General features: G+C 40.5%; 23 protein-coding genes and 1 pseudogene. 18 read left to right on the top strand and 6 right to left on the bottom strand.

Annotation, left to right across the window (positions count from 1 at the left end; translation table 11 throughout):
• Positions 1-9: 9 nt before the first annotated feature.
• Positions 10-1,965: an acyltransferase family protein gene (locus QUF49_RS03790; RefSeq protein ID WP_289494419.1), complete on the bottom strand. Its 1,956-nt coding sequence runs from the start codon at positions 1,963-1,965 to the stop codon at positions 10-12.
• A gap of 254 nt (positions 1,966-2,219) precedes the next feature.
• Between QUF49_RS03790 and flaG the strand changes: the two genes are divergently transcribed.
• From flaG to QUF49_RS03810, 4 genes are read left to right on the top strand one after another with little or no spacing between them, the layout of a single operon-like run.
• Positions 2,220-2,564 carry a flagellar protein FlaG gene (gene flaG, locus QUF49_RS03795; protein ID WP_425590452.1) on the top strand — a complete coding sequence of 115 codons (345 nt, stop codon included), beginning with the start codon at positions 2,220-2,222 and terminating at the stop codon, positions 2,562-2,564.
• A gap of 21 nt (positions 2,565-2,585) precedes the next feature.
• Positions 2,586-4,112 (top strand): flagellar hook-associated protein 2, encoded by a 1,527-nt coding sequence (locus QUF49_RS03800; RefSeq protein ID WP_289497574.1) that lies wholly within the window; start codon positions 2,586-2,588, stop codon positions 4,110-4,112.
• Between the two features lie 31 nt (positions 4,113-4,143).
• A complete protein-coding gene (gene fliS / locus QUF49_RS03805; protein WP_289494421.1) occupies positions 4,144-4,545 on the top strand; it encodes a flagellar export chaperone FliS in 402 nt (133 codons plus the stop codon).
• A complete protein-coding gene (locus QUF49_RS03810) occupies positions 4,545-4,895 on the top strand; it encodes a hypothetical protein (RefSeq protein ID WP_289494422.1) in 351 nt (116 codons plus the stop codon). Before fliS ends, QUF49_RS03810 begins: the two co-directional genes overlap by 1 nt.
• Before the next feature lie 43 nt (positions 4,896-4,938).
• Here QUF49_RS03810 and QUF49_RS03815 read toward each other — a convergent pair whose 3' ends face one another.
• Positions 4,939-5,724, bottom strand: a complete 786-nt coding sequence (locus QUF49_RS03815) for an AAA family ATPase (protein ID WP_289494423.1) — start codon at positions 5,722-5,724, stop codon at positions 4,939-4,941.
• A 301-nt stretch (positions 5,725-6,025) separates the two neighbouring features.
• On the opposite strand from QUF49_RS03815, the gene QUF49_RS03820 reads away from it, so the two are divergent.
• The 4 genes and pseudogenes from QUF49_RS03820 to QUF49_RS03835 form a co-directional block, all read left to right on the top strand.
• Positions 6,026-6,178: a hypothetical protein gene (locus QUF49_RS03820; protein WP_289494424.1), complete on the top strand. Its 153-nt coding sequence runs from the start codon at positions 6,026-6,028 to the stop codon at positions 6,176-6,178.
• Between the two features lie 171 nt (positions 6,179-6,349).
• Positions 6,350-6,547 (top strand): hypothetical protein, encoded by a 198-nt coding sequence (locus tag QUF49_RS03825; RefSeq protein WP_289494425.1) that lies wholly within the window; start codon positions 6,350-6,352, stop codon positions 6,545-6,547.
• A gap of 223 nt (positions 6,548-6,770) precedes the next feature.
• Complete coding sequence (locus QUF49_RS03830; RefSeq protein ID WP_289494426.1) at positions 6,771-7,379, top strand: hypothetical protein; 609 nt, start codon at positions 6,771-6,773, stop codon at positions 7,377-7,379.
• 62 nt (positions 7,380-7,441) lie between these two features.
• Positions 7,442-7,801, top strand: a pseudogene (locus QUF49_RS03835) (terminase large subunit); the annotation flags it as partial.
• Between the two features lie 156 nt (positions 7,802-7,957).
• Here QUF49_RS03835 and QUF49_RS03840 read toward each other — a convergent pair.
• On the bottom strand, positions 7,958-9,061 hold the full coding sequence (locus tag QUF49_RS03840) for a citrate synthase/methylcitrate synthase (RefSeq protein WP_289494427.1): 1,104 nt from the start codon (positions 9,059-9,061) through the stop codon (positions 7,958-7,960).
• A 118-nt stretch (positions 9,062-9,179) separates the two neighbouring features.
• Between QUF49_RS03840 and QUF49_RS03845 the strand changes: the two genes are divergently transcribed.
• A complete protein-coding gene (locus QUF49_RS03845) occupies positions 9,180-10,058 on the top strand; it encodes a LysR family transcriptional regulator (protein ID WP_289494428.1) in 879 nt (292 codons plus the stop codon).
• A 178-nt stretch (positions 10,059-10,236) separates the two neighbouring features.
• On the opposite strand, the gene QUF49_RS03850 is transcribed toward QUF49_RS03845, so the two are convergent.
• Positions 10,237-10,500 carry a YqhV family protein gene (locus QUF49_RS03850; RefSeq protein ID WP_289497575.1) on the bottom strand — a complete coding sequence of 88 codons (264 nt, stop codon included), beginning with the start codon at positions 10,498-10,500 and terminating at the stop codon, positions 10,237-10,239.
• A 202-nt stretch (positions 10,501-10,702) separates the two neighbouring features.
• Here QUF49_RS03850 and QUF49_RS03855 point away from each other — a divergent pair, with 202 nt between their 5' ends.
• From QUF49_RS03855 to QUF49_RS03885, 7 genes are all read left to right on the top strand, one after another.
• Entirely contained in the window at positions 10,703-11,902 is a 1,200-nt protein-coding gene (locus QUF49_RS03855) for a DUF819 domain-containing protein (RefSeq protein ID WP_289494429.1), read from the top strand.
• A 216-nt stretch (positions 11,903-12,118) separates the two neighbouring features.
• Positions 12,119-12,316, top strand: a complete 198-nt coding sequence (locus QUF49_RS03860) for a cold shock domain-containing protein (protein ID WP_066245425.1) — start codon at positions 12,119-12,121, stop codon at positions 12,314-12,316.
• Between the two features lie 241 nt (positions 12,317-12,557).
• Entirely contained in the window at positions 12,558-12,758 is a 201-nt protein-coding gene (gene cspC / locus QUF49_RS03865; RefSeq protein WP_034314312.1) for a cold shock protein CspC, read from the top strand.
• A gap of 325 nt (positions 12,759-13,083) precedes the next feature.
• Positions 13,084-13,638: a ribosome hibernation-promoting factor, HPF/YfiA family gene (gene hpf, locus QUF49_RS03870; RefSeq protein ID WP_066245427.1), complete on the top strand. Its 555-nt coding sequence runs from the start codon at positions 13,084-13,086 to the stop codon at positions 13,636-13,638.
• A gap of 173 nt (positions 13,639-13,811) precedes the next feature.
• A complete protein-coding gene (locus QUF49_RS03875; RefSeq protein ID WP_289494430.1) occupies positions 13,812-16,442 on the top strand; it encodes a YncE family protein in 2,631 nt (876 codons plus the stop codon).
• Between the two features lie 226 nt (positions 16,443-16,668).
• Entirely contained in the window at positions 16,669-17,703 is a 1,035-nt protein-coding gene (locus QUF49_RS03880) for an acyltransferase family protein (protein WP_289494431.1), read from the top strand.
• Between the two features lie 386 nt (positions 17,704-18,089).
• Positions 18,090-18,566, top strand: coding sequence for a DinB family protein (locus QUF49_RS03885; RefSeq protein WP_289494432.1), 477 nt, complete (start codon positions 18,090-18,092; stop codon positions 18,564-18,566).
• Positions 18,567-18,597: 31 nt separating this feature from the next.
• Here QUF49_RS03885 and QUF49_RS03890 read toward each other — a convergent pair whose 3' ends face one another.
• A complete protein-coding gene (locus tag QUF49_RS03890) occupies positions 18,598-20,463 on the bottom strand; it encodes a dihydroorotate dehydrogenase (RefSeq protein ID WP_289494433.1) in 1,866 nt (621 codons plus the stop codon).
• Positions 20,464-20,674: 211 nt separating this feature from the next.
• On the opposite strand from QUF49_RS03890, the gene QUF49_RS03895 reads away from it, so the two are divergent.
• Positions 20,675-22,303, top strand: coding sequence for a long-chain fatty acid--CoA ligase (locus QUF49_RS03895; protein ID WP_289494434.1), 1,629 nt, complete (start codon positions 20,675-20,677; stop codon positions 22,301-22,303).
• Positions 22,304-22,610: 307 nt separating this feature from the next.
• Here the strand turns inward: QUF49_RS03895 and QUF49_RS03900 are convergent, their stop codons facing one another.
• On the bottom strand, positions 22,611-23,234 hold the full coding sequence (locus tag QUF49_RS03900; RefSeq protein WP_289494435.1) for a hypothetical protein: 624 nt from the start codon (positions 23,232-23,234) through the stop codon (positions 22,611-22,613).
• Between the two features lie 214 nt (positions 23,235-23,448).
• On the opposite strand from QUF49_RS03900, the gene secA reads away from it, so the two are divergent.
• Positions 23,449-25,965, top strand: coding sequence for a preprotein translocase subunit SecA (gene secA / locus QUF49_RS03905; RefSeq protein WP_289494436.1), 2,517 nt, complete (start codon positions 23,449-23,451; stop codon positions 25,963-25,965).
• Positions 25,966-26,074: the final 109 nt, after the last annotated feature.

Consider the following 26,074-nt stretch of genomic DNA (forward strand, 5'->3'; position numbering starts at 1 on the left):
TGGCTTTTTTTAATCAATGTGTTTTATTAAATAGTCTGCATATGCTTTAGCACCTGTTATTGTTAAGTGAACCCCATCATTCCCAATGAACTCAGGATGAGATTCACTCTTCGTGAACCAATCGACCACTTTAACATTCTCGTGTTGGCCAGCAACACTCTTAATCGTGTCGTTGACTTCTTTTTGCCACGGTTTTGGAACACGTGTCGTAATCATGTAAATATCTCGATTACCGATTTCTTCAATTAAAGCATGCATTTTTTTCTCAGCAAGCGGTCCGTTTGCCCCAAGCTCGATGACGACAATCTCACCTAGGCTACCTGAGCTTTTCTTTTGCTGAACGATATCTTCTGCTTCTCTAAATTGACGACCGATCTTTGCATCCACATCTACCTCTTTAAAAGCATCTTCCAAATGTGGCGTCACATCAATCATGACAGAGTCCCCAATAACAGATAGTGAGCGCGAATCCTGAATATGCGACTTTTCTTCTTTAGGTGGCGCATCGTCTGAAGGTGTCTCTTCCGCAGGTTTGTCTGTCGGATCTTCTTCAGGCTTCTCTTCTGTTTCAGGAGTTTCAGGTTTTGGCTCTGGTCTCACTGTGTTTTCTACAGGTGGTTCTTCTTTTCCTACTTTATCTTGAATGGCCGTAATCACTTTATCTTTACTTAACGCTACTGAAGTTGTCGTGAAGCCAATTGCGGATACGCACATGAACATAGCTAGAATACTGGCAATCGTTACAAACCTTCCGATAAACGATCGTTCACGTCTCCATTCACCGCGCTTGACCACCCGGCAAAATCTCGTTAACGCACCTTTTCGTATCGGGTTTTCAATAAACGTCCATGAGAGACTGGCAAGCACTAAAATTAAAACGATTTGCAATGATGTTCTTACAAAGCTCGGCGCATCTGCTCCCCATTGCGGGGAAGTGAGCACGATCACTGGAAAATGCCACAAATAGATGCCGTATGAGCGGACACCAATCCAGCGCAGCGGTTTAAAACTCAACCACGTGTTCAATCGGCTGGATGGGTGAACCATGACGGCCACTACGAGCAGTGACGCAACAGATATCGCCACCATTCCTCCTTGATAGAGGAAGTCTTCATACTGACTTGTGCTCCAGAACATGTAAAACACGAAAGTAAGTGCGGATAATCCGACGAAATCTAGTTTCCAACGAATCTCTGGAGGAAGATTGCTAGACAGTTTTCGGCTCGGCCAGATGACGGCTAGGCTTGCTCCAAGTAATAAGGAGAAGACGCGAGTATCGGTTCCGTAATAAACGCGGCTTGGGTCTGCTCCTGGTTCGTACAACAATGTCATAGCTGCTGCCGATACAAGTGCTCCTACTAGAATAAGAGAAAATAGAGAGCCTTCACGAACTTTCAGCTTTAACATCACAATGATGATGAGCGGCCAAAGGATATAAAATTGTTCTTCCACGGCTAACGACCAAAAGTGCGTTAGAAGGGAAGGAGGTCCAAAGCTTTCGAAATAAGATAGATCTTGAAATATGTACCACCAGTTGCTTACGTACAAAATGGCTGCAACAGTATCTTTTTCAAGCTTTTGAAGCATAGTCGGTTCAAAAAGTGTGACATACGTGACGACGACGAGCAGCATGGTGAACATAGCGGGAAGAAGTCTTCTTGCCCGGCGAATCCAGAAGTTTTTAAAATTAATCGTGTTGGTTGTCACAAATTCTGCTGCTAAAAGGTCTGTAATTAAGTATCCTGATAAAACAAAAAAGACGGTAACTCCGAGCAATCCGCCTGCTGCCCATTCAAAGTTCAAATGATAAGCGATAACGGCTAGTACGGCTATGGCCCTCAGTCCATCAAGTCCAGTTATGTACCTGCCTTTTTCTAGAGGTTGTTCAATGGCTTTACTTTGCGTTACACCGGATTTCGGCTGTCGGCTGAGTTTCTTTCGTTGCTTTGTGCGTTGGTCTTTCATTACTGCCATTATCCTCTCGTTTTCAATTTTCCCATGATTTCTGTATGTATTATTATATAAATATGCCACGACAATTAGTGGTCATTTTTCTACAATTTTCTTCTTTATAATCAACTATTTTACAATAAAAATTAAACCGTTTGAGTAGTTTCATAGAATTGTAATAATTTTTTTTTGCTTTTTTTCTTTTTCTCTTCTTCCTCAACAATTATTTGTACAATCCGATATAAATTTTAGAGAAATTAAAAGGGGCGATGAAGGTGGAACTGCAATCAATTAGTTCTCCTGTTTTTCAAAAATCTGAGCCTGTGCTTAAAAGCCAAAACCAACAAGAACAAACTACTCAAGCCGAAGCTCCAGTACAAGCAAAACCAACAAAAGAATCACTGGAAAATGTGATACATGCGATGAACGATATGTTGAAGCCTGCGCATACTTCATCTAAGTTTGTTCTTCACGAGAAGTTGAATGATTATTACGTTCAAGTCGTAGACGAAGTGACGCAAGAAGTGCTAAAAGAAATTCCAAACAAAAAGTTTCTTGATATGTATGCTGATATGATCGACTTTATGGGCATATTCGTAGATAAAAAAATTTAGGGACGGTGATGAACCGTGGTCATGAGAATTGGCGGATTAGCCAGTGGGATGGATATCGATACACTTGTAGGCGATCTGATGAAAGCAGAGCGTATTCCATTAGATAAGTTAGCGCAGAAAAAGACGACGCTAGAGTGGCAGCGTGACGATTATCGCTCGATGAATAAGCTGTTGGACGAGCTCGATCGATTTATTTTAGATGGAGTCGCACTTCAAGGGACGTTTAATAAGAAGACGGTAACAAGTACGAACCCAAATGCAGTAACTGCAACTGTTGCAGGAAGTGCATCAAATATTACATCTAACATTAACGTTACTAAGCTGGCAACTGCGAGAAGCTGGGTTTCAGAACAAGTTGTAGATCAAGGTGGAAACAAACCGAGCGGGAAAACGGCTTTAGGGACCATGAATTCAGCTTTCGGCACTGCTGAAATTCCTCTTGAAATCAAGGTAACAAAAACAGATGGAACTGAAGTAACTAAGACCATAAAAATTGATCCAACAAAAGATACATTGGAAACGACTGCTAAAAAGTTTTCAGAAGCTGGATTAGAGATATCAGCGTTTTATGATGACTTTACTGGAAAATTTGTTATTTCGAACAATTTAACTGGAGAGGGTTCTAAGATTACACTTGGAACTCCAGATACCATTTCTTTTTTTGGGAACATCGGTTTTACAACGAACACTACAGCAGATGGAACAGAACTTGGTGCAGCGAATACAGACAATGGAGGCAATGCAGAGTTTGACTTGAATGGACTCACAGGTTTGCAGCGAACTTCCAACACTTTTACGATCAGTGGTGTTACATATACGTTGAAAGGCCAAGGGCCATCAACAATCAGCTCAACCACAGATACAGATGGTGTAGTTACTTCCATAAAAGATTTTGTAAAAAAATACAACGAAACCATTGAAGCAATCAATAAGAAAACGGCTGAAACGAAATATCGTGATTTTCCTCCGTTAACAGATGCGCAGCGTAAGGATTTATCTGAAAAAGAAGCAGAGCTTTGGGATGAGAAGGCGAAGAGTGGGATGCTGCGCGGTGACTCTATTCTTTCAAGTGGACTAAATGCGATGCGTTCCATTTTATATGCCAATGTTAATACGGGCGATTCGAAATTTGATCAGCTTTCTGAGATTGGAATTACGACTTCACGTAACTACCTAGACAAAGGTAAGCTTGAAATCGATGAAAAGAAACTTCGTGATGCGTTAGCCACAAATCCAGATGCCGTGATGAAAATGTTTACTGGAGATAGTACCAATAATATTGACGGTATTGCTAAGAGTTTACGAAAATCGATTGACCAAACAGTCGATAAAATCGAACTTAAAGCAGGAAACGCCCTTCGTACGAACGCTCAGTTCACACTCGGTCGTGAACTAACGGACGTAGACAAGCGCATCTCGGCTTTCGAAGGTCGTTTAAAACAGGTGGAGGACCGCTATTGGCGCCAGTTTTCGGCGATGGAATCAGCGATCCAGCGTTCCAACCAGCAATCCATGTACTTAATGCAACAGTTTGGCGGCGGACAGTAATTTCTAAACCAAAAAGGAGTGTTACCTTTACATGTCCATACTTAACGCGAACAAAGCGTATCAAAACAACTCAGTCCAAACAGCGTCTCCCGGCGAGTTGACGCTCATGCTATACAACGGATGTTTAAAGTTTATCGGTCTCGCTCGCACGGCGATCGAGCTCAAGAATACAGAACAGAAGAATACGAATCTTTTAAAAGCGCAAAAGATCATCCAGGAATTAATGGTCACGCTAAACATGGACCTTGAAGTGTCTAAGTCCCTTATGCAGATGTATGATTACATCAACCGCCGTCTGATTGAAGCAAACATTCATAGTGATGCTGCGATTTTGGATGAAGTGGAAGACTATGTGATCGATTTCCGCAATACGTGGAAAGAAGTGATTCAGATTAATCGTCGTTTACAGCACGGTGAAACGGGACGCGTTTAATGCCTGCGGTTAAAATTTTGCTGGAGATCACAAAAAATCTTTATGATCATGTAAGTGCAGGATTGCCGAAAGAGGATCGTGAGCCGTATATCAAGCGGTTGAACGAACTGCTCGACCAGCGTCAGGTGGCGATTCAAAATTTACCGCTCACGTATTCAGAAGACGAGCAGCGTATGGGCCGGTTGATTCTGAAGATGAACGAGACGATTGATCCACTTTTAGCACGCCAGTTTGAAGAGATTAAACACAATCTTTCAATGATGAAGAAAAAGAAAGAGAAGAACGTTCAGTATGCAAACCCTTACCAAACTTTATCGGGCGATGGGATGTATTTTGATAAGAAGAAGTGACGAAAAGGCACCAGCTGTGTATGAGCTGAGTGCCTTTTTTGCTCTATAGATGCCTCAAGTACCGTTCAGGATTATCCAAGAATGTTTTCGTGATTTGAACATGCTCTAGGTCTTCGTATGATGTTGGAGCTGGTGGCAGCGAATCAAGATTGATGATTTCTGCACCTGGATATGCCATCAGGATAGGAGAATGAGTTGCGATAATGAATTGCGCATTCTGCTGCTCCATCTCTTTTAATAGTGAGATAAAACTCAACTGTTTCATAGGTGAAAGCGGCACTTCTGGCTCATCGAGGATATACAGTCCGTTAGGTCGAAAACGCGACTGAAAAAAGTCCAGAAACCGTTCGCCGTGTGATCGAAACTCAAGACCGTCGTTATAAAGTTCTTGTAGTTCATGCAATGTGCGGTTATGTGGGAGGGAAGCTAAACTTTTAGCATAAGCAGACTTGTTCTTGTACTCAACTTCAATGTTTTCTAATTCTTTACGCGCGGTTTCTTTCATTTCCGCTGCACGTCTCACAAAGTTTGCAAAGTCTTCTGCGGTTAGGAAAAAACCTTTCTTTGTCTTCACACTCCAAGTCAATTTGAGCTGCTTTGATAATGAGGGTAGGTCTGAATCCTCCTCTTCTGATCGATTGATTCGAACAGAACCTGCTTGATCTGCAATGGCCTTGAGCAGTGTTGATTTTCCCGTGCCGTTTTCTCCTACTAAGATAGTAATGGGCTTTCGAAAGTGAAGAGTCTCTAAGGATTGAAACAGTGGTAATTGGAAAGGATATCCTTGTTTTTTCTTATCGTTCCTATATGAAATCGATTTTAAAATCACTTTAAACACCTCTTCCTGGTCACTAGTGTATCTATTTTTATTTTATCATGAGAAAAAGGGAGAGGAGAGGATGAATATTAATCTCTTCAATGACTCTGATAGAGGCGCGAATATTGTATTTTTGAGTATTGGAGCGAGAAGAGGTTCTGTGTGAGCGTAAAAGGGCCTTCACTTAATTAAGAACATTCAAAGCATACCCAGTCTATAAAATGAAATGGCAGCCCAAAGGTTGTCGTTTTTTTCTTGAAGGAAAATGTTTTCTTTTGTCGAAAGTTATGAACGACAAAAAGGGGGTATTAATATGCTCGAGGTAATTATAAAAGAAGAATTAGGATTCACTGAAGTTGAGATTGACTCCATTTATGATCATTTCACATTAAGCTTAGACTTTGAAGACTGGGAGTCAATTCAATTTATTGATGAAGATGATGAAGATTTAGAGGATAAAAGATGACATAATTGGCCATGACAATTTTCTAAAATTACCTACTGGAAGAATTGTTTATTTTCCAAATGAGTTAATGAGAAAAGAAACTTTATCTCAAATTGACTAATTAGCATGTTTTATTGCAGGGAATTGTTTCCTTTTACCGAATTGTGTTTGGTGGAAGGAGGCGATATGTATATGAATGAATTTAAAATTTATTTTAACTTTGACGCTGAAAATCGGGTTACACAAATAGTGACAGCTGAAACTCGTGAGCAAGCCTTAAACAATATCCCAGATACGGGGTACATTGAATTTGAGGACGTTAGAAGAAGATTAGTAAGAATCTCCATGGAAAAGGTTACACACATTGAAGTAATAGGACCAGTTAGATAATTGGTCATTAAGCATCCATAATCGGGTGCTTTTTCCATTTGTGATCCATTCCCGTTCATGCAACATTTCCACGTCGCTGTTGCAATTCCTATTCTTGTGACCACAACAAGTAAGGAATGGATCTTGGGGGTTTAGGAGTTGTACCTTAGCAAACAACTCAACAATATATAATTTGTGATATGTTACAATATTAGGAACGAAAAAAAGAGGGAGTATATTTAAGGTGAGTTTTAAAAATGTAACAAAAAAGGATATAATATTTGGATTTATTGTTTTGATTTTGATTGGAATAATTATAACAATAATTACTTGGAGGGCTGGCGATTCTTCTATTATAGTGAATCAAATATCTTTAGCAAGTGGATTATCGTCAATAGTCTTAGCAGTCATTGCAATTTTTTATTCTTTTATTGAATCTAGAGCTTCAGCTAGTGATTCTGAAAACATAAGAAGTTCATTAAGCGAAATACAAATGAAAATAAATGATCTTAATCGAATCAGCGAAGAATTAGAAGTCATAAAGAATCAACTTTATACTGTAGGCAAAAATGAATCAAGTGCAGTATATCATAATTCGAATCCCAAAACGGAGAATCAAGCATCTACAAATGAAGGGGAAAACTTTAATAAATTTATACTTCAATACTTCCATCATAACAAAGATAAAGACCTTTCCCTTAAGGACATTAACAATTATCTTATAAGTATTGGCGAGTTTACCTCACCAATAGGATTACAACTAGCTTTGGGCGTTCTTGTAATGCAAGGATTCCTTGTAAGAGAGGTTAGTGTAGAAGATGGTCAGTTTTATTATAGGCTTAGAGAAATATAGTAAGAGGTTAAAAAGAATATAGTTTAATCAGCGCCCAATAAAGGGTGCTTTTTTATTGGGATTCATTCAAAGAGGTCTATGATGCTATCGGTTCTAAGGAAGTTCTTGAAGGTATGTTCTATCGAACTAAAGTGGAGATCATGAGTTATGACACAAAGAGCATCATTCAGTTCCATACTTCTAATGCAAGCACCAAGGACCGCCTAAGAGATGGGTATGTAATTTACGATGAGATCCACACCTATGCAACTTTTGATACGGTAAATGTAATCTCTTTTGGTCTAGGTAAAGTACCTAATCCTCGTGAATTCTTTATTGGGACTTACGGGTTTGTGAGAGATGAATTTCTGGATAAGACAAAAGAACGAGCAAACGCAATTCTTGAAGGTAGAGAATTAGATAATCCTTTGTTTCCTTTTATAAGCGGAAGGCAATTGGAGCGAAACTCAGCCTTGTTTGAGCGAAACGTGTAACCAATAAAAGAACACGTACCGTAAAAACTTAAACCGCTGACTGTAGAACAAAAACGGACGAACTGTATTCAAATAAAAACGAAAAACCGAACGTTATTGTCCGGTTTACATGTTTAATGAAGTTGTATCATGAAATTGGCCCGTATAAATTGACTGCGGCCGATAAATCGTGTTGTCTTCGGCTTGCTCTAAAATATGAGCGGTCCATCCGACCATTCGGCTTGCCGTAAATGTTGGTGTAAAAAGAGCTGGGTCCAGCTGAATTGCCTTCATAATAGCCGCAGCGTAAAATTCAACATTCGTGTACAACGATCTGCCTGGCTTGTATTCCTCTAATAAAGCCACAGCTGTTTTCTCTACCTCTAACGCGAGATCTAACCACTCATCTTCACCGACTAGCTCTAACAGTTTAGCTTTTAACGCTACGGCTCGAGGGTCATGTGTTTTATAGACTCGATGCCCGAATCCCATGAGTTTTTCTCCATTCTCCAACTTGCGGCGAATCACAAGTTCAGCACTGCCAACACTTCGTACCTCGTCCAACAAGTCAATGACTCCAGAAGGTGCACCTCCGTGAAGGGGACCTTTCATCGTTCCAATCGCCGATGTTGCGGCAGACACCATATCGGATTCGGTAGATGCTGTCACACGTGCCGAAAAAGTGGAGGCGTTCATGCCGTGTTCTAATGTTAGAATCATGTAGGTTTCGAGAGCAAGCGTATGTGCTTTACTTGGTATTTCGCCATTTAACATATATAAGTAATTTTCAACGTGAGCTAATTCTTCAGATGGTGCAACAAATGATTTGCCTTCTATCCGACATTTCCAATAACTAATAATCGTAGGCACTAAGCTTGTTAATCTGATCGCCTGTTCTATACTTGGCTTCCATGCATAGCTCATTAAACCTTCAGACGAAACCGCTGTTCGGATTACGCTCATCAAATCCATGTCTTTTGGAAGATGATCTAAAATGTTTTTCATATGGAGTGGGAGTACGCGATTCTTGATAAGCTCATTCCTCAATGTACGCAACTGTTCTTGATTGGGAAGTTTGCCGTACCATAGCAAATACGCAACTTCTTCAAACGAAAAACGAGAAGTAAGGTCACCGATCTCAAACCCTCTGTAGATTAACTTTCCTTCTGTCCCATCTATGTGGCTGATCCCTGTCTCCGCTGCAACGATTCCTTTAAGTCCTTTTTGCATATGATTTCTCACTCCTTCCATTATTTAGTACCATTGTATAAGATATAATTAATTTATGATATTGATTGTTTTTAATTAATTTAATAATAAAAACTAATCAGTGGGGAGATTCAGGGTAATGGAATTTACTTGGTTAAAAACGTTTATTACCGCAGCGGAATGTGAAAATTTTAGAAGAACGGCAGAGATACTCCATGTTTCACAGCCTTCTGTAACGGTTCATATCAAATTGCTTGAAGAAGAATTGGGCATGTCTCTGTTTCTACGCGAAGGAAGACGAGTGAAGTTGACCATAGAAGGCAGGCGGTATCTGCAGAACGCGAAGAAATTGATGGAAGTGTATGAGAGCGGGTTAGAGGATCTCAATGCTTTTCAACAAGGGTATCACTCTAAACTTTGCATAGGCATCTCACCGCTTATAGCGGATACGATTTTGCCATCGGTTTTAAAACGGTATGTAAAAGTGCATTCGGAAGTCGAGATCTCTATCAAAATTATAGAGTCAGAAGATGTTGAGTCTGCGGTTTTAAACGAAGACGTAGATCTAGGGCTGTCGTGCTTGGGAAGTTCACATTCTGAAATTACGAGTCAGCTGCTATATAAAGACAAAGTCGTGTTGGTAGCGCCTCATGACGGTTTGGACTTTGAGACTGCACCGCCACTGGATGAAAAAGAGGTTCTGCTCTCTAACTATTTGTTGACGCATAACCATCCAGGATATTGGGAGGATCTTTCAAGAGGTATAAAATTGCGTTATCCTGGGGTGCGGATGATGAAAGTTTCGCAGATTCACATCACGAAAAGATTTATTACTGAAGGACTTGGGGTTTCCTTTTTACCATTATCAACGGTTAGAAGAGAACTGTTAGAAGGCAGGCTGCTTGAAGTGGATTGCTTTTCGCTTGACTTACCTGATGCCAATACCTTTGCATTAACAAAGTACAGTCATGAGAAACAGAGAGAGTTTTTAGCGTATTTGTCTGGATATCGGTTTTGATTTTTCGTGTGAGAAGCTTTTTACGGTACGTGTTTTTTGTCGCTTACACATTCACGCAGGCAGTGAGACTTTGCGCTCAGAAGATGGCGGTTTGCGCGCGCGTTCTCCCTTTTTACGCGCAGATTTCATAAAATTACACGCGAGTCAGGGTCATTCTCGCGCAGCACTAAGAAATTAGCTATCTTTTTATCCCATAAACAATACAAACAACTCCTAACATGATCCAAATCAAACTTCCGAATGACAATTTAGTAGATAATCCGTAGATTCCGAGTGTCATGGTAGAGAAAAAGATGATAGGACCAACGATTGAAAGCATGGAATTGATGACGAGTGCGCGTTCAACGGTATTGTAATGCAGCATGAAGAGTGCTGCTGTAATTTCGAGCGTACCAGATAGAATACGAATTGCGGCCATAGCTAGGACGACTTTTTCAATCATATGCAGCAACGTCCATTGCCTCCTTTTTAAACAACTGTTTAATTTTTCTGCGCTGTATATTGGATTATATGTGGCCAAGCATGGATTAGAAGTGTAAAAAAGTTGGTACTATTCCTACTCTTCAAAATAGAAGGACTATACAGGGGATGCTGATTTTTTGGTGTATACTTGTCTCTCATTCATCATAAGGGGGAATAGGGATATGTTTGCAACAACAAATGGACCGCTCATTCAAGAACCAATGGCGATCTTTGCTTACTTAGCAGCGCTTGTTGGTTTTGTATTCATTGTGGGCGAATCCAAAAACCGTATTTTACAAAAGTTTTTCCATTATGCGCCGCCATTGATCTGGACTTACTTTTTACCGATGATCTCAACGACGCTTGGTATTATACCTTCCAGTTCTGATTTATACAGTTTTGTTTCCGCTTACATACTGCCGGTCGGACTGTTGTTATTGCTATTATCGATTAATGTAAAAGCAACTTTGAAGCTTGGGCCAAAAGCGATTCTAATGTTCCTAGCTGGAACGCTTGGGGTTATTGTAGGTGGACCAATAGCGCTCGCGATCTTCCAGCCGTACTTGCCAGAAGACGCTTGGACAGGGGTTGCAGCGCTTGCGGGCAGCTGGATTGGCGGCTCAGCAAATATGGCGGCACTCGTTGAAGCGGTGGACACACCTGAACACATTCTTTCACCGATCATTGTTGTAGATACGGTTGTCGGATACAGCTGGATGGGGATCATGATTGCTCTTGCTGGATATCAAGCTCGCTTTGATAAATGGAACAAAGCGGATAACCGCATTATTGGGGAAGTGAATAAGCAAGTTGGAGAGCTGGAAAAAAAGAATGCTCGCCCGATTGCGGTTCCTCAATTGCTGGCTATTCTAGGTCTTGGTTTTGGTCTAGCGTTTGTAGTAGGGAAGTTCTCTCAGAAGCTGCCACAAGGGGATATTTTGAATGCGGCAACGTGGACGATCATGATTATCTCTGCGATCGGGATCGTACTTTCTTTTACAAAAGTTCGTGAACTTGAAAACTATGGGGCAAGTAAAGTCGGTTACGCAGGTATTTACTTGCTGCTCGCGACAATAGGAGCAAAGGCAAACTTAGTATATGTGGTTGAAGCCCCGCAATACATCCTGATGGGAATCGTGTGGCTTTCCATACACGTTCTCTTCTTGTTTGCCGCTGCAAAATTGCTGCGCTCTCCGATGTTCTTCGTGGCCGTTGGTTCACAAGGAAACATTGGCGGAACAAGCTCAGCACCAGTTGTTGCGTCTGTCTTCCAGCCGGCACTCGCACCAGTTGGTCTATTGATGGGCTTATTAGGCAACATCGTAGGAACGTATGGAGCGATTCTTTGTGCAAAGCTCGCTCAAATGGTTTCACAGATGTAGTATAAAAAATACGGTCGTTTGTGCGGCCGTTTTTTGTGTGTATAAAACAGACTTGTATCGCATAATTATACATATAAATCGTTAAAGAAAATTCGACAAAACTTCTTAATTTTCGCTAATCTTAAGCCTTTGACAACTTTTTTGGGTATATGTCATACTATAAAGTGTATAGAAAAACTATACAAAGATTCGCATGATGAAGGGATTGTGAAAGGCATGTTAGGAAAAGTAAAATGGTTTAACGCAGAAAAAGGTTTTGGATTTATCGAGCGCGAAGACGGAGACGATGTGTTCGTACACTTCTCTGCAATCAACACTGACGGATTCAAAAGCCTTGACGAAGGTCAGCAAGTCGAGTTTGATATTGTAGATGGAGCACGTGGGCCTCAAGCGGCTAACGTAACTAAACTATAAATCATAGGCAACATGACCATAATTGTGATCCCGCCATATCGTTCTGGCGGGTTTTTATTTGCTGATTTTAGCTAAAAAACAATAGGTGATTTGCAACATACGCTAAACCCTGTTATGATGAACTTACAATTATTTTTGTTCGGCGTAAAAGATTGTATGAGTTTCGACTTTTCTTCTTTAAAAATACTATGGGCAAGAGTAGTAATACATTTGTGTGGTAACGCACTAGGAGGCAACAAAAATGGAACAAGGTACAGTAAAATGGTTTAACGCAGAAAAAGGTTTCGGCTTCATCGAGCGCGAAAACGGAGACGATGTATTCGTACATTTCTCAGCAATCCAATCTGAAGGCTTCAAGTCTTTAGACGAAGGTCAAAAAGTAACTTTTGAAGTTGAGCAAGGTGCTCGTGGCGCTCAAGCTGCTAACGTTCAAAAAGCATAAGCTTCATTTGTAATGAAAACAGGTTCTCTTTAGAGCCTGTTTTTTTTTTTGCATGTAAAAAAAACAATAAAAAATCCCCGCTCAAATTTCGAGCAGGGAGATGGTACAGGTAATGTAAATGTTTTAAAGCTTCAAAGGTTAATTACTAGTATAACATACAAATTGTGATTATCGGCATGTTACCATGATTTATCACATGTCATTTTGATTTGTAAAGATTTTGTCGACAGTGTTAAAAAATTGTCAAAATATTTTAAATGTTACGGAGGAATTCTTTTGGGGTATATCGAAATATATATACATCACCGAAAGGAGGAGTTAAGTTATGCATTTTAACATTCGTGGAGAAAACATCGAGGTGACAGAAGCCATTAGGGCTTACGTTGAAAAAAAGGTGACTAAACTCACAAAGTACTTTAACGAAACTCCGAATTCTGAAGTACACGTCAATCTAAAAGTGTACAACAATGAACAATCCATTGAGGTAACAATACCGATGAAGGGCCTACTGCTTCGTGCGGAGGAACGTCATTTGGATTTATACGCTGCGATTGATCTGGTGGTAGAAAAATTAGAGCGTCAAATTCGAAAACACAAAACAAAAGTGAACCGTAAATTTAGAAATGCTGAAGGCACAAAGCACATGTTTGCTAACGGTACAGAAGGCGTATCAACGGCTTTGTTAGAGGAAGAGGACGATTTCGAGATTGTTCGTGAAAAGCGATTCGATCTGAAACCGATGGACACAGAGGAAGCGATTCTACAAATGGGCTTACTCGGCCACAACTTTTTCGTCTATAACAATGCCGAAACTGGTGAGATGAACGTCGTGTACAGACGTAAAGACGGCAAATATGGACTGATTGCGGGAACTAACTAAATTAATAAAATGTTATGGCACACCCCTTACACTAAATGTGAGGGGTGTGTTTTTGTTTTAAATTCTACAGTACTTTGTATTCATTTATGAAACTATGAAAAAACTAATATATGAATTTATGTGATATTCTGGTAAAATAATTTTGTTCCAAAATAAGTAAAGAAGGTGCAACGTTGAATAAAAAAATAAGTAGTATTATTTGTTTTCTTTTAGTTATTTCTTCACTTTTTACTGCCAATACTTCATATGCCGATGATGTTTGTAAAGGAATTACATATGGACAAAAAATCTATTGGGATGGTGTTGAGTTAAAGCCAGGGCAAATAGGTAGAGTTTCGATTGTTAAGGACACATATTTGTATAAGCTATCAGGTAATACACTTGTGAAAAACAAACTTCTAAAAGCTGGTACTGGTTATAGAATATACAACTTCAAAACTAATTTACTAGGAGTTGGTGGTGGTTATTATATCAATAGAGATAATAAAATTACTTACAAAACTCCGAGTAAACAAAAGCTTCAGGCTAGTGTTTGTGCATCACAGAAACCTTCAACAAGCAAACCAGTAAAGCCAGTCCAACCTCCTGTAGTGGTTGACCAATCATGTACAGGTATAGCACCAGGACAAAAGATTAAATGGGATGATACTTATTTAGTACCAGGACAGATCGGAAGGGTATTTGTCCTAAAAGATACCCCACTCTATAAGTTAACAACAAGTGGACTCAAACAAGAAAAGACGTTAAAAAAAGGGAGTTCTTATCGCATATATAACTTTAAAACCGGCTTGTTAGGAGTTGGTGGTGGTTATTATGTAAAACGTGATGATCGCATCACATATAAGACGCCATCAAAGAAGAAACTGCAAGACCTTGCATGTGCTAGCCGGAAATCACCTTCTGAACAGCCAAAGATTCCTCTGCACAATAAAAAACCTGTAAATTTAGGACCACAAGTATTTAATCAAAGTACGATCGCAGCTAAATCAGGGATGGATAAGATGGGAAATGCTTATTTATACGTTATCCTGCATGGAACACCGACTTCTCTTGCGGTTGTAGATCTAAATACAAATGATGTGATTGGTGAGTATAAGCTTGTTGATTCAACAAGCGCCTGGGGACTGGATATTGATAGCACGGGTACATTGTGGGTAGCAGGTACGAATAGCGGAACATTGTACAGCTATGACCCGCTCTTTAGAAAATTAATAAATCATGGTCATGTATTAAAAGGAACGAACGATACTTCTATTCAAGATATTTTTGTCAATGACCAGTATGTATATGGTGTCACTGCTTATGGAGCCAATGTTTTTAAATACAACAAAAAAACAAAGACTAGAGACTTTCTCTTGCCGACTCAAAAAAATAAACAATATGCAAAATCATTAGTCGTAGATAAAGATAATAAATTTTTATATGTAAGCTCAGGTTCAAAAGCGGAAATGGTTCAGTGGAATTTGAGTAATCATTCAAAATTATCCATCCTGCCTGATAAGTATAAAAACGAAACATATGTTGAAAAAATGAAATTAATCGACAACCGTTATTTAGTAACCAAATTTTATCCAAGCAAAAAAGCGGGGATTTACGATATCGTTGGCAAAAAATATATTAGTGAGTTCAACAGTGCTTCAAGAGGGTTTTCAGACAAAAATGATGAGTTAAACGAATTTTATTATAGTTATGAAGGTAAGTTGTATGCATATCAATTAGGAACAGGGATAAGAGAAACAAATGCATCTTTACCTGAAAATACTGAGGCTCTGTCATTAGATTTCGTCCGTTTAAAAGATGGTACCAAATTCTTAGTAGGTCTAGTAGATAATAAAGGAACATATTTTCTTTTTAATCCAAAGACCAATGAGCTTGTTCTGAAAAAGTTTGAGGCACCGCCGCAACCAGTTAATCTTCACTTAATGTTTGAAAGTCCTGACAAAAAGCACCTGTATATTAACGGCTACATGTCTGGAGGACTTACACAATTCGATACAGCAGAGAAAAAGGGTATACAGTTAAACGGAATCAGTCAGTTAGAAAGCGCAGAATTTGTTAACGGGAAATTATATGTCAGTGCTTATCCGAATGCAAGGCTGACTGAGATTAATAATCCTGAATTACCTTGGGAACAGCGTAGTACTAGTGTATTGGTTCGTTTAAAAGATTATGGTCAAGAAAGAATACCGGCATTGATCTCTTTAAACAATCATCTCTTTGCTGGAACGTATCCTCAATTTACAACAAGTGGTGGCTTGTTGTTAGATTATGATCTAAACACAAAGACGTATAAAGTGTATGAGAATTATGTAAATAACCAAAGTATCATCACTCTGCATCCTCATGGAGGTTTTATTTATGGAGGAACATCTGTCCACGCTAACTATCAAAAAGATAAAGACGGGGCAAAGTTCTTTAAATTTAATCCGGCCAACCCAGGACAAAAGCAAATTATTTCGTTGCCTATAAGGGCGTCATTAGTAATGTCATTAATAACTGGACCAGATAAAAATATCTGGGGAGCAGCGGATGGGACAATTTTTTCTTATAACCCTTCTACAAATAAATTTAAAACGATTAAGATGTTGCCTGCCATTTCAGGAAGGTACGGTAATGCAAACCTGTTAGTTGGGAAAGATGGCTATATTTATGGTACATTAGAAGGCAGATTCTTTAAGATGGATCCTAAAACGATGAATTATGCCTTTATACTTGAAAGTGGAGCTAAGGAAATCGCTCAAGATGCAATAGGTAATATCTATTATAGACATCTATCGAACCTTTACATGTATCCAATAAAATAAAGTATTGAAAACCTTGTGGATAAATGTCTGCAGGGTTTTTCTTTTTATGTGAAAATATTACCGTTTAATCCATATGTGGGATTGTCTGTTACGGTAGCTTTTATATTCGATAACAATCAGGTTACATTCATTCATTTACTGTTTTAACCAATTCTTTTATCTGTTAAGTTAACTGTTGAATTTATTTCTGTGGGAAAATAAATACCTACTAAAATGAGGGATTAATTTGATAAAAGAATGGAACTTATTACGTGCAATTGCTTGTTTGAGTATTGTCTTTTTGCATAGTACATCGCAGGTTGGCTTAGCGATGGGCTTTCCTAAAACTGAGTATTATCAGTTATTAAGAACAATACTTTGTTATGCTACTCCAACATTTGTAGTTTTATCCGAAGTGATTCTGGCTAACCGTTATCCAGATAAACTTCCTGAAAAGTTTTGGACGAAACGTTTAAAATGGATTTTTGCTCCCTATCTTTCTTTTTCAGTTATAGATGCGCTTGTAAGTTATAAGATGAACCCTAATTTTGATTTGGGAGAAAAGATTCTAAAAAATATTTTCTTAGGAGAGTTTGAAGGATATTTTGTTCTAATTATTTTTCAGTTTTACATCTTGCATTATTTTGTTACTAAGTACAAAATTTCTATGAACTTACTGATTCCAGTTAGTATTCTTGCTATGATCTTTCATTTTAAAATACTTGAAGGAAATATTGCTTTCGTAAGAGAACATATAGCGTTCTTTAAGATTCCTTTTACAGCCTGGTTTGCATATTTTACTCTTGCTTATGTAATAGGGAAGAATTATAAACGGTTATCTGAGACTTTTTTGAGATATAAATGGTTTACGCTTTTAGGTGTACTTTTATCAATTGTAATCGTGTTTGTGTTATTTAAAGCAGGTTATACAAGTGTAGGATCTCGACGAATCGATATGCTGCCCCTTACAATCATGTTAAGTGTTGCTGTGTTTGCTTGGGGACAATTGATTCCAAACTTCAAATTTGTAAATATAATTAGCAATTATTCTTTTGGTATTTACTTGATTCACTGGCAAGTTCAACGCTATTGGGGAGCTAGTATTGCTGAATTATTTAATGGTACGTTTACTCGTGTATTGGGCGTATTCATTATTTCCTTAATCATAAGTATGTCCATAATATTTATTATTTCTAAACTTCCGTTTGGTTCTTATATAGTAGGGAATGTAAATCGGAAATTACCGAGAACTAAAAGAGTAAAAGTAAATGATGCAGCTTAAACGGAAATCAAAGTTTTTTTATTTTGAGGCACAGCTAAATTGGCTGTGCCTTTTAACTATGTTGCACTTGAAAGTGGTTGGATTCCGTTCCAGGTGCTCGCTTTCTGCGGGGCAGGGGGTGAGCCACATTCGTAAGTTTTACTTTTAAGTGTCACACCTACACGCTTCAAGGAAGTTTACTTGCTTCTGCGTCTATAAGTTAAGCTATCGTAGTAAGCTTCCTCGTCGCATGCCTAAGCTTCTCATGTGGTAGGTACACACCTTGCACTACAAATAAGAAAATTAAAAAAGCACCTTTTAGAAAAGAGCCTGAATAAAAGAAAAAAGGATTCCACCATAAACCAAGCGAAACTGTAAAGTAAATCACCGTTTAGGAGGCATTCCAAATGAAAAACGAGATCCTTTTAAAACAACTAGCTGCATTCCGCCATAATACGTTGAGCGCGGTGGAAGGCTTGACGGAAGAGGAAGCTGATTTTGTACCAGAAGGATTCAATAACAACATCCGCTGGAACTTGGGGCATATTTTTCTTGATCAATATGATTGGCTGTACCACAAGACGCGAGAAGACAATCCGGCTCCTAAACATTATCGCGAGCTTTTCGGTTATGGCACGAAGCCTGAGAATTGGCAGCAGACTCCTCCGACGCTTCAGGAACTGCGCCACCGGTTGATGGAGCAAGTTCAAGTGATTCAGCAGCAATTTGGTCACCGTCTTGATCAAGAACTAGACGAACCGACTGAACTTGGCATGAGCACATTTGCAGAAGTGCTGCCTCGCACGTTTTATCATGAAGGTCTTCACATGGGGACAATCCTTGCAATTCGTAAAGCGATCTCCCTTCAAAAACAGCACAGCTGAAATAACGAATAAAAAAGTGCAGACGCTATGTCTACACTTTTTTTACTGCTTCCAACTTAGAAATATTTTGCGTTCGCCGCTCACCTCTCATATTCAAATAAGAATAGGAGTACACCAAACCTACCAAGTAAAAGACAAACAACAGATAAGCAGGTGAGAGGTGGAAGTGGTTGTCGTAGCCGATCATAAAGTGCGTTCCCACTCCAGTCAGGAAACCTGGTAAACCACCAAGCGCAAGTGTCCACCAAATCCATTTAGCACCTTCACGATATCCCCATAAAGCAATCGTCAGCAAAAGAAAGCCTTCCGAAATCAGAGCCCCTCCAAATCCAGCGCGGTCGTGCGCGATCAGTGGTATGAGCTTATCATTGAACGACGAAATTTGATCAGGTGTTAGCGAAAAGAACATTAAATCCTCGTTTACAAAAACGCCGTTCATTCCGATGATTGAAATCACAATGCCAGCAGAGAGCAAACAGATGCCTGAAATCACAAAAAGACTTTGTCCAAGCTGACTTCTTTTCCACGCTGCCGAATTGTGAAGGTTCACGGCTTTACTTCCAATGGGAAGATTTCTAGATCGATAAAGTCCGTAAAGAAAAAACGGAAGAATGATTAAATAATAAATAAAATGCAGCTTGTCGAAATATCCGAAGCCCATAAAGTAAAAAATGTTTAAAAAGCCAAGGAATGCGGCAATCACGTATGCTTTTTTCGCCCAATGCTCTCCTTTTCGAATGCCATGATAGGAAAGCTGCATGAACATAAAACCCGCTGAGATCATAACTCCGGCCAGACAGATCCGGTCATGAGACATGAAGTGAAACAGGTGATGGTTAAATGCCATGATTTCTTCTTTTTGTATGCCTAAGTAATGCTCATCATACGGTAAAAGAACTTCTGTCAGACCGATGATCAATGCGATGATGCCCGCGATAAAAACGCCAAGTCCCATCAGGAAAAAGGATATCCATCCAGTTGCCTGTTCCCCTGCGACCTCATCATCTTTTTCATATAGGTAACGCTCGTTAATTCTTTTCGGCAGACCTGGGCCTGAAAAAACAAACCCGCTATGAAGCTGTATGAGGGAGGCACCGCAATTGAAAAGTTCCATCGCGTCATTTGGATCATGAACGCCGCCTGATGCTATGATCGGCTTGTTGTAGGGTAATAGCTGTTGAATGCTTTCTTTTAATAATGGCAATTCGGATTTACCGAGAGTGAGGCCACCGCCGTCTTTTTTAATGCCTTCACGGATTAAGAAACCATCTGCTTCTATATCCTTGTCTGCCGATTTCAATGTTTCATGAGTGAACTCCACAAAAAGAGGTTTGGAGGAGACGTGGCGAATTCGCTCTAAATAAAGGGTTGCAGTTTCTTTAAGGATAAAGAAATCAGCATAATCATCGAGCTTCTGAACTAGCTCGACGAACTCCGCTTCCGTTTCCCCATGTATTACGATTCCGATTGGTATGCTTCTCTTAATTGTCTTCAGTTTTTCGAGAGCAGCATCAAGACCCAAATTGCTATTCAAATGCTGGTACCACAACGTTTCTTCATCTACTCGTCTTAAGATCGGTTTCTCCAAAGACTGAGGTTCAACCGATACAGGACCAATCTCGATAAAACCAAAACCAAGGTTAGCATAAGCAGACGTTCCGTTTAGCCTTGGATCTAGCGCACCGCTAATTCCAACGGGCGATGGAAATTTGATGCCGGCCGCGTTTTGCGCTAACTTTTCACTCGGCTTCATGTGACCAAAAAACTGAATGATTTTTTCACCAAACGGCAGCTTAGCGAGCGTGTTCATCGTATGCAGCGTAAGGTCGCGGCTTGTTTCAGGTTTCATCCGAAACAGCAGCGGTTTGAAAAATGTATGATAAGACCAATCTGGCATAAGTGACACTCCTTTTTATGCCTTTTTTTATAAGTGTAACGTAAAAACTGGGTTGAAATTCAAATTTTTTCGGCATAGATCTTAATATTTGTTTTCTTCCACCAGAATCTGTTTTATGAGCAGGATTTCATTAAGCTTTAGGGAACTAATCAATAACACGAAAACGCTTACACTAATGACTATGTTTACTATTTAAGGAGGAGAAGTAGTTATGATGATGAATGTGCCATTTCGAGTGACAAGTATGCTGGAGCATACGGAGCGTTATTTTGCAAAAAAAGAGGTAACGAGCCGCACGATGTCGGGAATCAGAAAGTTCAGTTACCGGGAGATTGGTGAACGAACACGCAGGCTTTCGAGCGCGCTAAAACGTCTTGGTGTTAAAAAAGGTGAGCGGGTTGGAACACTTGCATGGAACCACCATCGCCATTTGGAAGCGTATTTTGCTATCCCGGGTGTTGAAGCTGTCCTTCACACGATTAATATCAGACTTTCTCCTCAGCATATCGCATACATTATCAATCACGCGGATGACCAGGTTTTATTAGTAGATCAGGACATTCTTCCTCTAGTTGAAGCCATAAAAGACCATATTCCAAATGTGAAAGCGTATATTTTGATGACGGATGAGGACGAGCTGCCTCAGTCACCTCTTCAGCCTCTCTATCATTATGAAAAACTTCTAGAAACAGGTGACCCGGCTTATGAGTTTCCGCAACATGTAGATGAAAATGACCCAGTTGGGATGTGCTACACGTCTGCTACAACTGGAAATCCAAAAGGAGTCACGTACACGCATCGATCGACGGTGCTTCATTCCATGTCGCTCGGACTTGCTGATGGCGGTTCTGTTTCGGAAAGTGATATTCTTATGCCGGTTGTGCCGATGTTCCACGTAAATGCTTGGGGACTTCCGTATGCGGCAACCTGGTTCGGTTCGAAGCAAGTGATGCCTGGACCGCGATTCACACCACAGCTTTTAGCGGAACTGATTGAGATGGAAAAAGTAACCTTTGCTGCAGGTGTACCAACGATCTGGATGGGTCTTCTTCAAGAACTTGAACAGAACAGCTATGATACTTCTAGTCTTCGAGCAGTTATTTGCGGAGGGTCAGCAGCACCTAAAGGAATGATTAAAACGTTCCAGGAAAATCATAACATCCCGTTCATGCATGCTTATGGTATGACGGAAACGAGTCCGCTCGTTATAGCAACTCGTCTAAAAACCTATCAAATGGACATGGACGAAGAAACGAAACTAGATTACAAAGCAAAGCAGGGCTATGTGGTGCAGGGTGTTGAAATGAAAGTAATCGGCGCGAACGGGGAAGTGAAGTGGGACGGAAACGAGATGGGCGAGCTGCTGCTCCGTTCGAACTGGATTGCAAATGAATATTATAAAGACGATCGATCGGATGAGACGTTTATTGACGGCTGGCTTCATACCGGGGATGTTGTGACGGTTGATGAAGAAGGGTTCGTGAAGATCGTCGACCGGACGAAGGATCTTATCAAGAGCGGCGGTGAGTGGATATCATCTGTAGATTTAGAGAATGCAATCATGGCGTATCCGGAGGTTTTTGAGGCATCGGTTATTGCGGTTCCGCATCCAGAGTGGCAGGAACGACCGCTCGCATGTGTGGTGCTGAAGCCTGATATGAAGGGGAAAGTGCAGAAAGAGGATATTTTAGAGTATTTGAAACCGCAGTTCGCAAAATGGTGGATTCCAGACGATATCGTGTTCATGGATGAAATTCCAAAAACGTCGGTAGGGAAGTTTCTGAAGCGAACGCTGCGCGATCAGCTGAAGGATCACTATATGACGACGGCGAAATCGTAAAATTAGGTGAGAGACCTGCTCAAATTTGATGAGCAGGTCTCTTTTTTTGGGTTTTTAAGCTACAACTGTATTTTAAAGTCGGATGGAACGCTTCGAGTGTATGTTTAGCGTGCACAAAGTCCTAAATTGTGTGCATGTTAAGTACACGTTAAAATATATCCGCGTATAAGACCAATAATTCCGCGTATAAAATTATTTATCCGATTTTCGACAAATTCCGGCATTTCTGCAGCCACCTGGCGACCGCTCACGACGCTGTCCCCACAAAAAAACACCATCCTCGTCATTCGAGAACAGTGCCCTTTCATCATTGCACAGCATTCTTTTGATACCAATCGAACGTTTCCGTTACTTCCCAAAAATCGGAGGCATCTTGATAATCATTAAGCGTAATATCGAGATCATGAAAGATTCGGTGCACACCTTTTAGCGGTTCCACACTCTTCGTTTCTATGCTTCTCTCAATCTTCCCAATGGCAACCTCAATATCTGTCTTTAGTGGACCGCCTACATACGGCAAGATTTTTTCTCGTATATCGTTCTCTACTTTTTTTAATTCGGAAGTATGGGTGTCGACTTTATAGTTGTTCCATTGGTCGTACCCGAGCCTGCTATTCCAATACTCATGCATAACATTTAATCGTCGTTGTATTTCGGTCTTAGGAACCTCGATGGTCGGCTTGAAAATTTCAACGCCGCTTGACTTCTCAGCTTCTTCCACTTCTTCATTTGTAGGAAGATTCACATCAGATGCCGATTTAGCCCCGAACAGGTAATAATATCCCCACGTTCCAAAGCCTCCTATAATAAAGAAACTTAAAACGAGTGTAAGAATGATGGTTTTGCTTTTATCACTGCGCTGCTGTTTTTGCAGCTCCAGGTCCTGTCCTTGTCTCGTGTTGCCTGTCCTGTCTAATTCTCCGTTTACCATTCAGAACCTCCCCAATCCATCTTTTTATTATTTTACCAAAATTTAGGGTTGTTGTCTGCTCTAAATTATTGAATTTTTCACATAAATAATCGTTCCCAGCATGAATAATGATACAATTCATCTTGAAAAGATTTGGGATTTCTTGTGGCTCGATTCACAAACTGGTAGAATAGAAGTGGTATATAATTTTCGAAAACAGGGAGCGTTTATTCGGATGATTAGCATTTTGAAAAAGATTTTTCCAAGTTCCAATGACCGGACGTTAAATAGATATGAGAGAATTGCGGAAAAAGTAGAGGCTTTAGCTGAAGAGTTTAAGGCTTTAAATGATGAAGCTTTAGCGAATAAAACAGCTGAGTTCAAGAGCCGTATTGAAAAAGGAGAATCTCTGGATGACCTTCTCCCTGAAGCATTTGCGACTGTGCGTGAAGCATCAGCTCGTGTTTTAGAAAAGCGCCATTACCCTGTACAGATCATGGGTGCGGTTGCGCTTCATGAAGGTAACATTTCTGAGATGAAAACGGGTGAAGGTAAAACACTTGTTGCGACATTGCCTGTTTACCTCAATGCACTTGACGGAAAAGGTGTGCACGTTGTAACGGTCAATGAATATTTGGCTCGTCGTGATGCTGAGCTGAATAGCCCGTTATTTAACTTTCTTGGGATGACGGTCGGTCTTAACGTATCCGACCTTTCAAAAGAAGAAAAGCGTGAGGCGTATGCTGCAGATATCACATATGGTACGAACAACGAGTTCGGCTTCGACTACCTGCGTGACAACATGGTGGTTTATAAAGAACAAATGGTTCAGCGCCTTAACTATGCGATCGTCGATGAAGTTGACTCCATCTTAATTGACGAAGCGCGTACACCGTTGATTATTTCTGGCTCTGCACAGAAATCTACCCAGCTTTATCAAATGGCAAACATGTTTGTGCGCCAGCTGAAAAAAGACACGGATTATACGGTTGATGAAAAGACGAAGAACGTTCAGTTGACGGAAGATGGGATCAACCGAGCTGAGCAGATGTTCTCGATCGACAACCTTTATGATTATCAGCATGTAACGCTAAACCACCATATCAATCAGGCATTAAAAGCGAACCTCATCATGCATCGTGACGTGGATTACGTTGTTCAAGATGGTGAGATCGTAATCGTTGACCCGTTTACTGGACGTTTGATGGCTGGCCGCCGTTACAGCGATGGTCTTCACCAGGCGATCGAAGCGAAGGAAGGTCTAGAGATTCAGCGTGAGAGCATGACGCTCGCGACGATTACGTTCCAGAACTACTTCCGTATGTACAACAAGCTTGCTGGTATGACTGGTACAGCGAAAACGGAAGAAGAGGAGTTCCGCAACATCTACAACATGGATGTTATCTGTATTCCAACGAACCGTCCGATCGCGCGTGATGACAGATCGGATCTTATTTATAAAACTATGCAAGGCAAGTTCAAGGCGATTGCTGCTGAAATCGAAGAGCGCCATAAGACAGGTCAGCCGATCCTTGTTGGTACGGTTGCCGTTGAAACGTCTGAACTTCTTTCACAGCTTTTAACGAAGCGTAAAATTAAACATAACGTGTTGAACGCGAAAAACCATGAGCGTGAAGCAGAGATTATTGAAAACGCAGGTCAGCTTGGCATGGTTACGATCGCGACAAACATGGCGGGGCGTGGTACGGACATCAAGCTTGGGGAAGGTGTTCTTGAAGTTGGCGGCCTTCATATTCTAGGGACGGAGCGTCACGAATCACGCCGTATCGATAACCAGCTGCGTGGTCGTGCTGGACGTCAAGGAGATCCGGGTTCATCTCGTTTTTATATTTCAATGGAAGACGAATTGATGCGTCGATTCGGTTCAGATAACTTGATGACGATGATGGAGCGTCTTGGCATGGATGAAGATACGCCGATCGAGTCTAAAATGGTTACAAAAGCCGTTGAATCTGCACAAAAACGTGTTGAGGGATCAAACTTTGATGCACGTAAACAGCTTTTACAATATGACGATGTTATGCGTCAGCAGCGTGAGATCATTTACGCGCAGCGTCAAGATGTACTGGATGCTGAGAACTTAAGTGATATCATTCTGCGCATGATCGATTCCACGATTGACCGTATCGTTACGGTTCACACACCGGAAGCGGAAGTGCAAGAAGAGTGGAACACGAAAGAGATCGCAGACTATGTGAACGCCGTTATGTTCACTGAGCCTGTGTTCACGGAAAAAGACTTTTACGGTCTAGATCGTGAAGAGATTATCGAGAAGATTCAAGCGAAAGTGCATGCAGCGTTTGCTGAGAAAGAAACACAGCTTCCTGCAGAACAGATCGCTGAATTCGAAAAAGCCGTTATCCTTCGTTCGGTTGACAGCAAGTGGATGGATCATATCGACCAGATGGAACAGCTTCGCCAAGGAATTCACCTTCGTGCGTACGGCCAAAACGATCCGTTGCGTGAATATCAGTTTGAAGGTTTCGAGATGTTCGAAGCGATGGTTGCTGCGATCGAAGAGGAAGTTACGACTTACATTTTAAAATCACAGATCGAGCAAAACATGCAGCGTGAACAAGTGGCTGAAGGTAAAGCTGTTGTTCCGAGCGATAAACAGGAATCATCTAAAAAGAAACCGGTTCGCAAAACACAGGACATTAAACGCAATGATCCTTGTCCATGCGGAAGCGGAAAGAAATACAAGCAATGTCACGGAGCAGATCAGGAATAATGTAGGGTTGCGTGTCTAAAAGAGAGTTCTTTAATGGAGCTCTCTTTACGCTTGTAATCAGATGAATCAGGGTTTAATTTGCAAGGAAACCGCATATTTTAAAAAGTGG

The sequence above is a fragment of the Fictibacillus sp. b24 genome (genome assembly GCF_030348825.1).
GTDB lineage: Bacteria > Bacillota > Bacilli > Bacillales > Fictibacillaceae > Fictibacillus.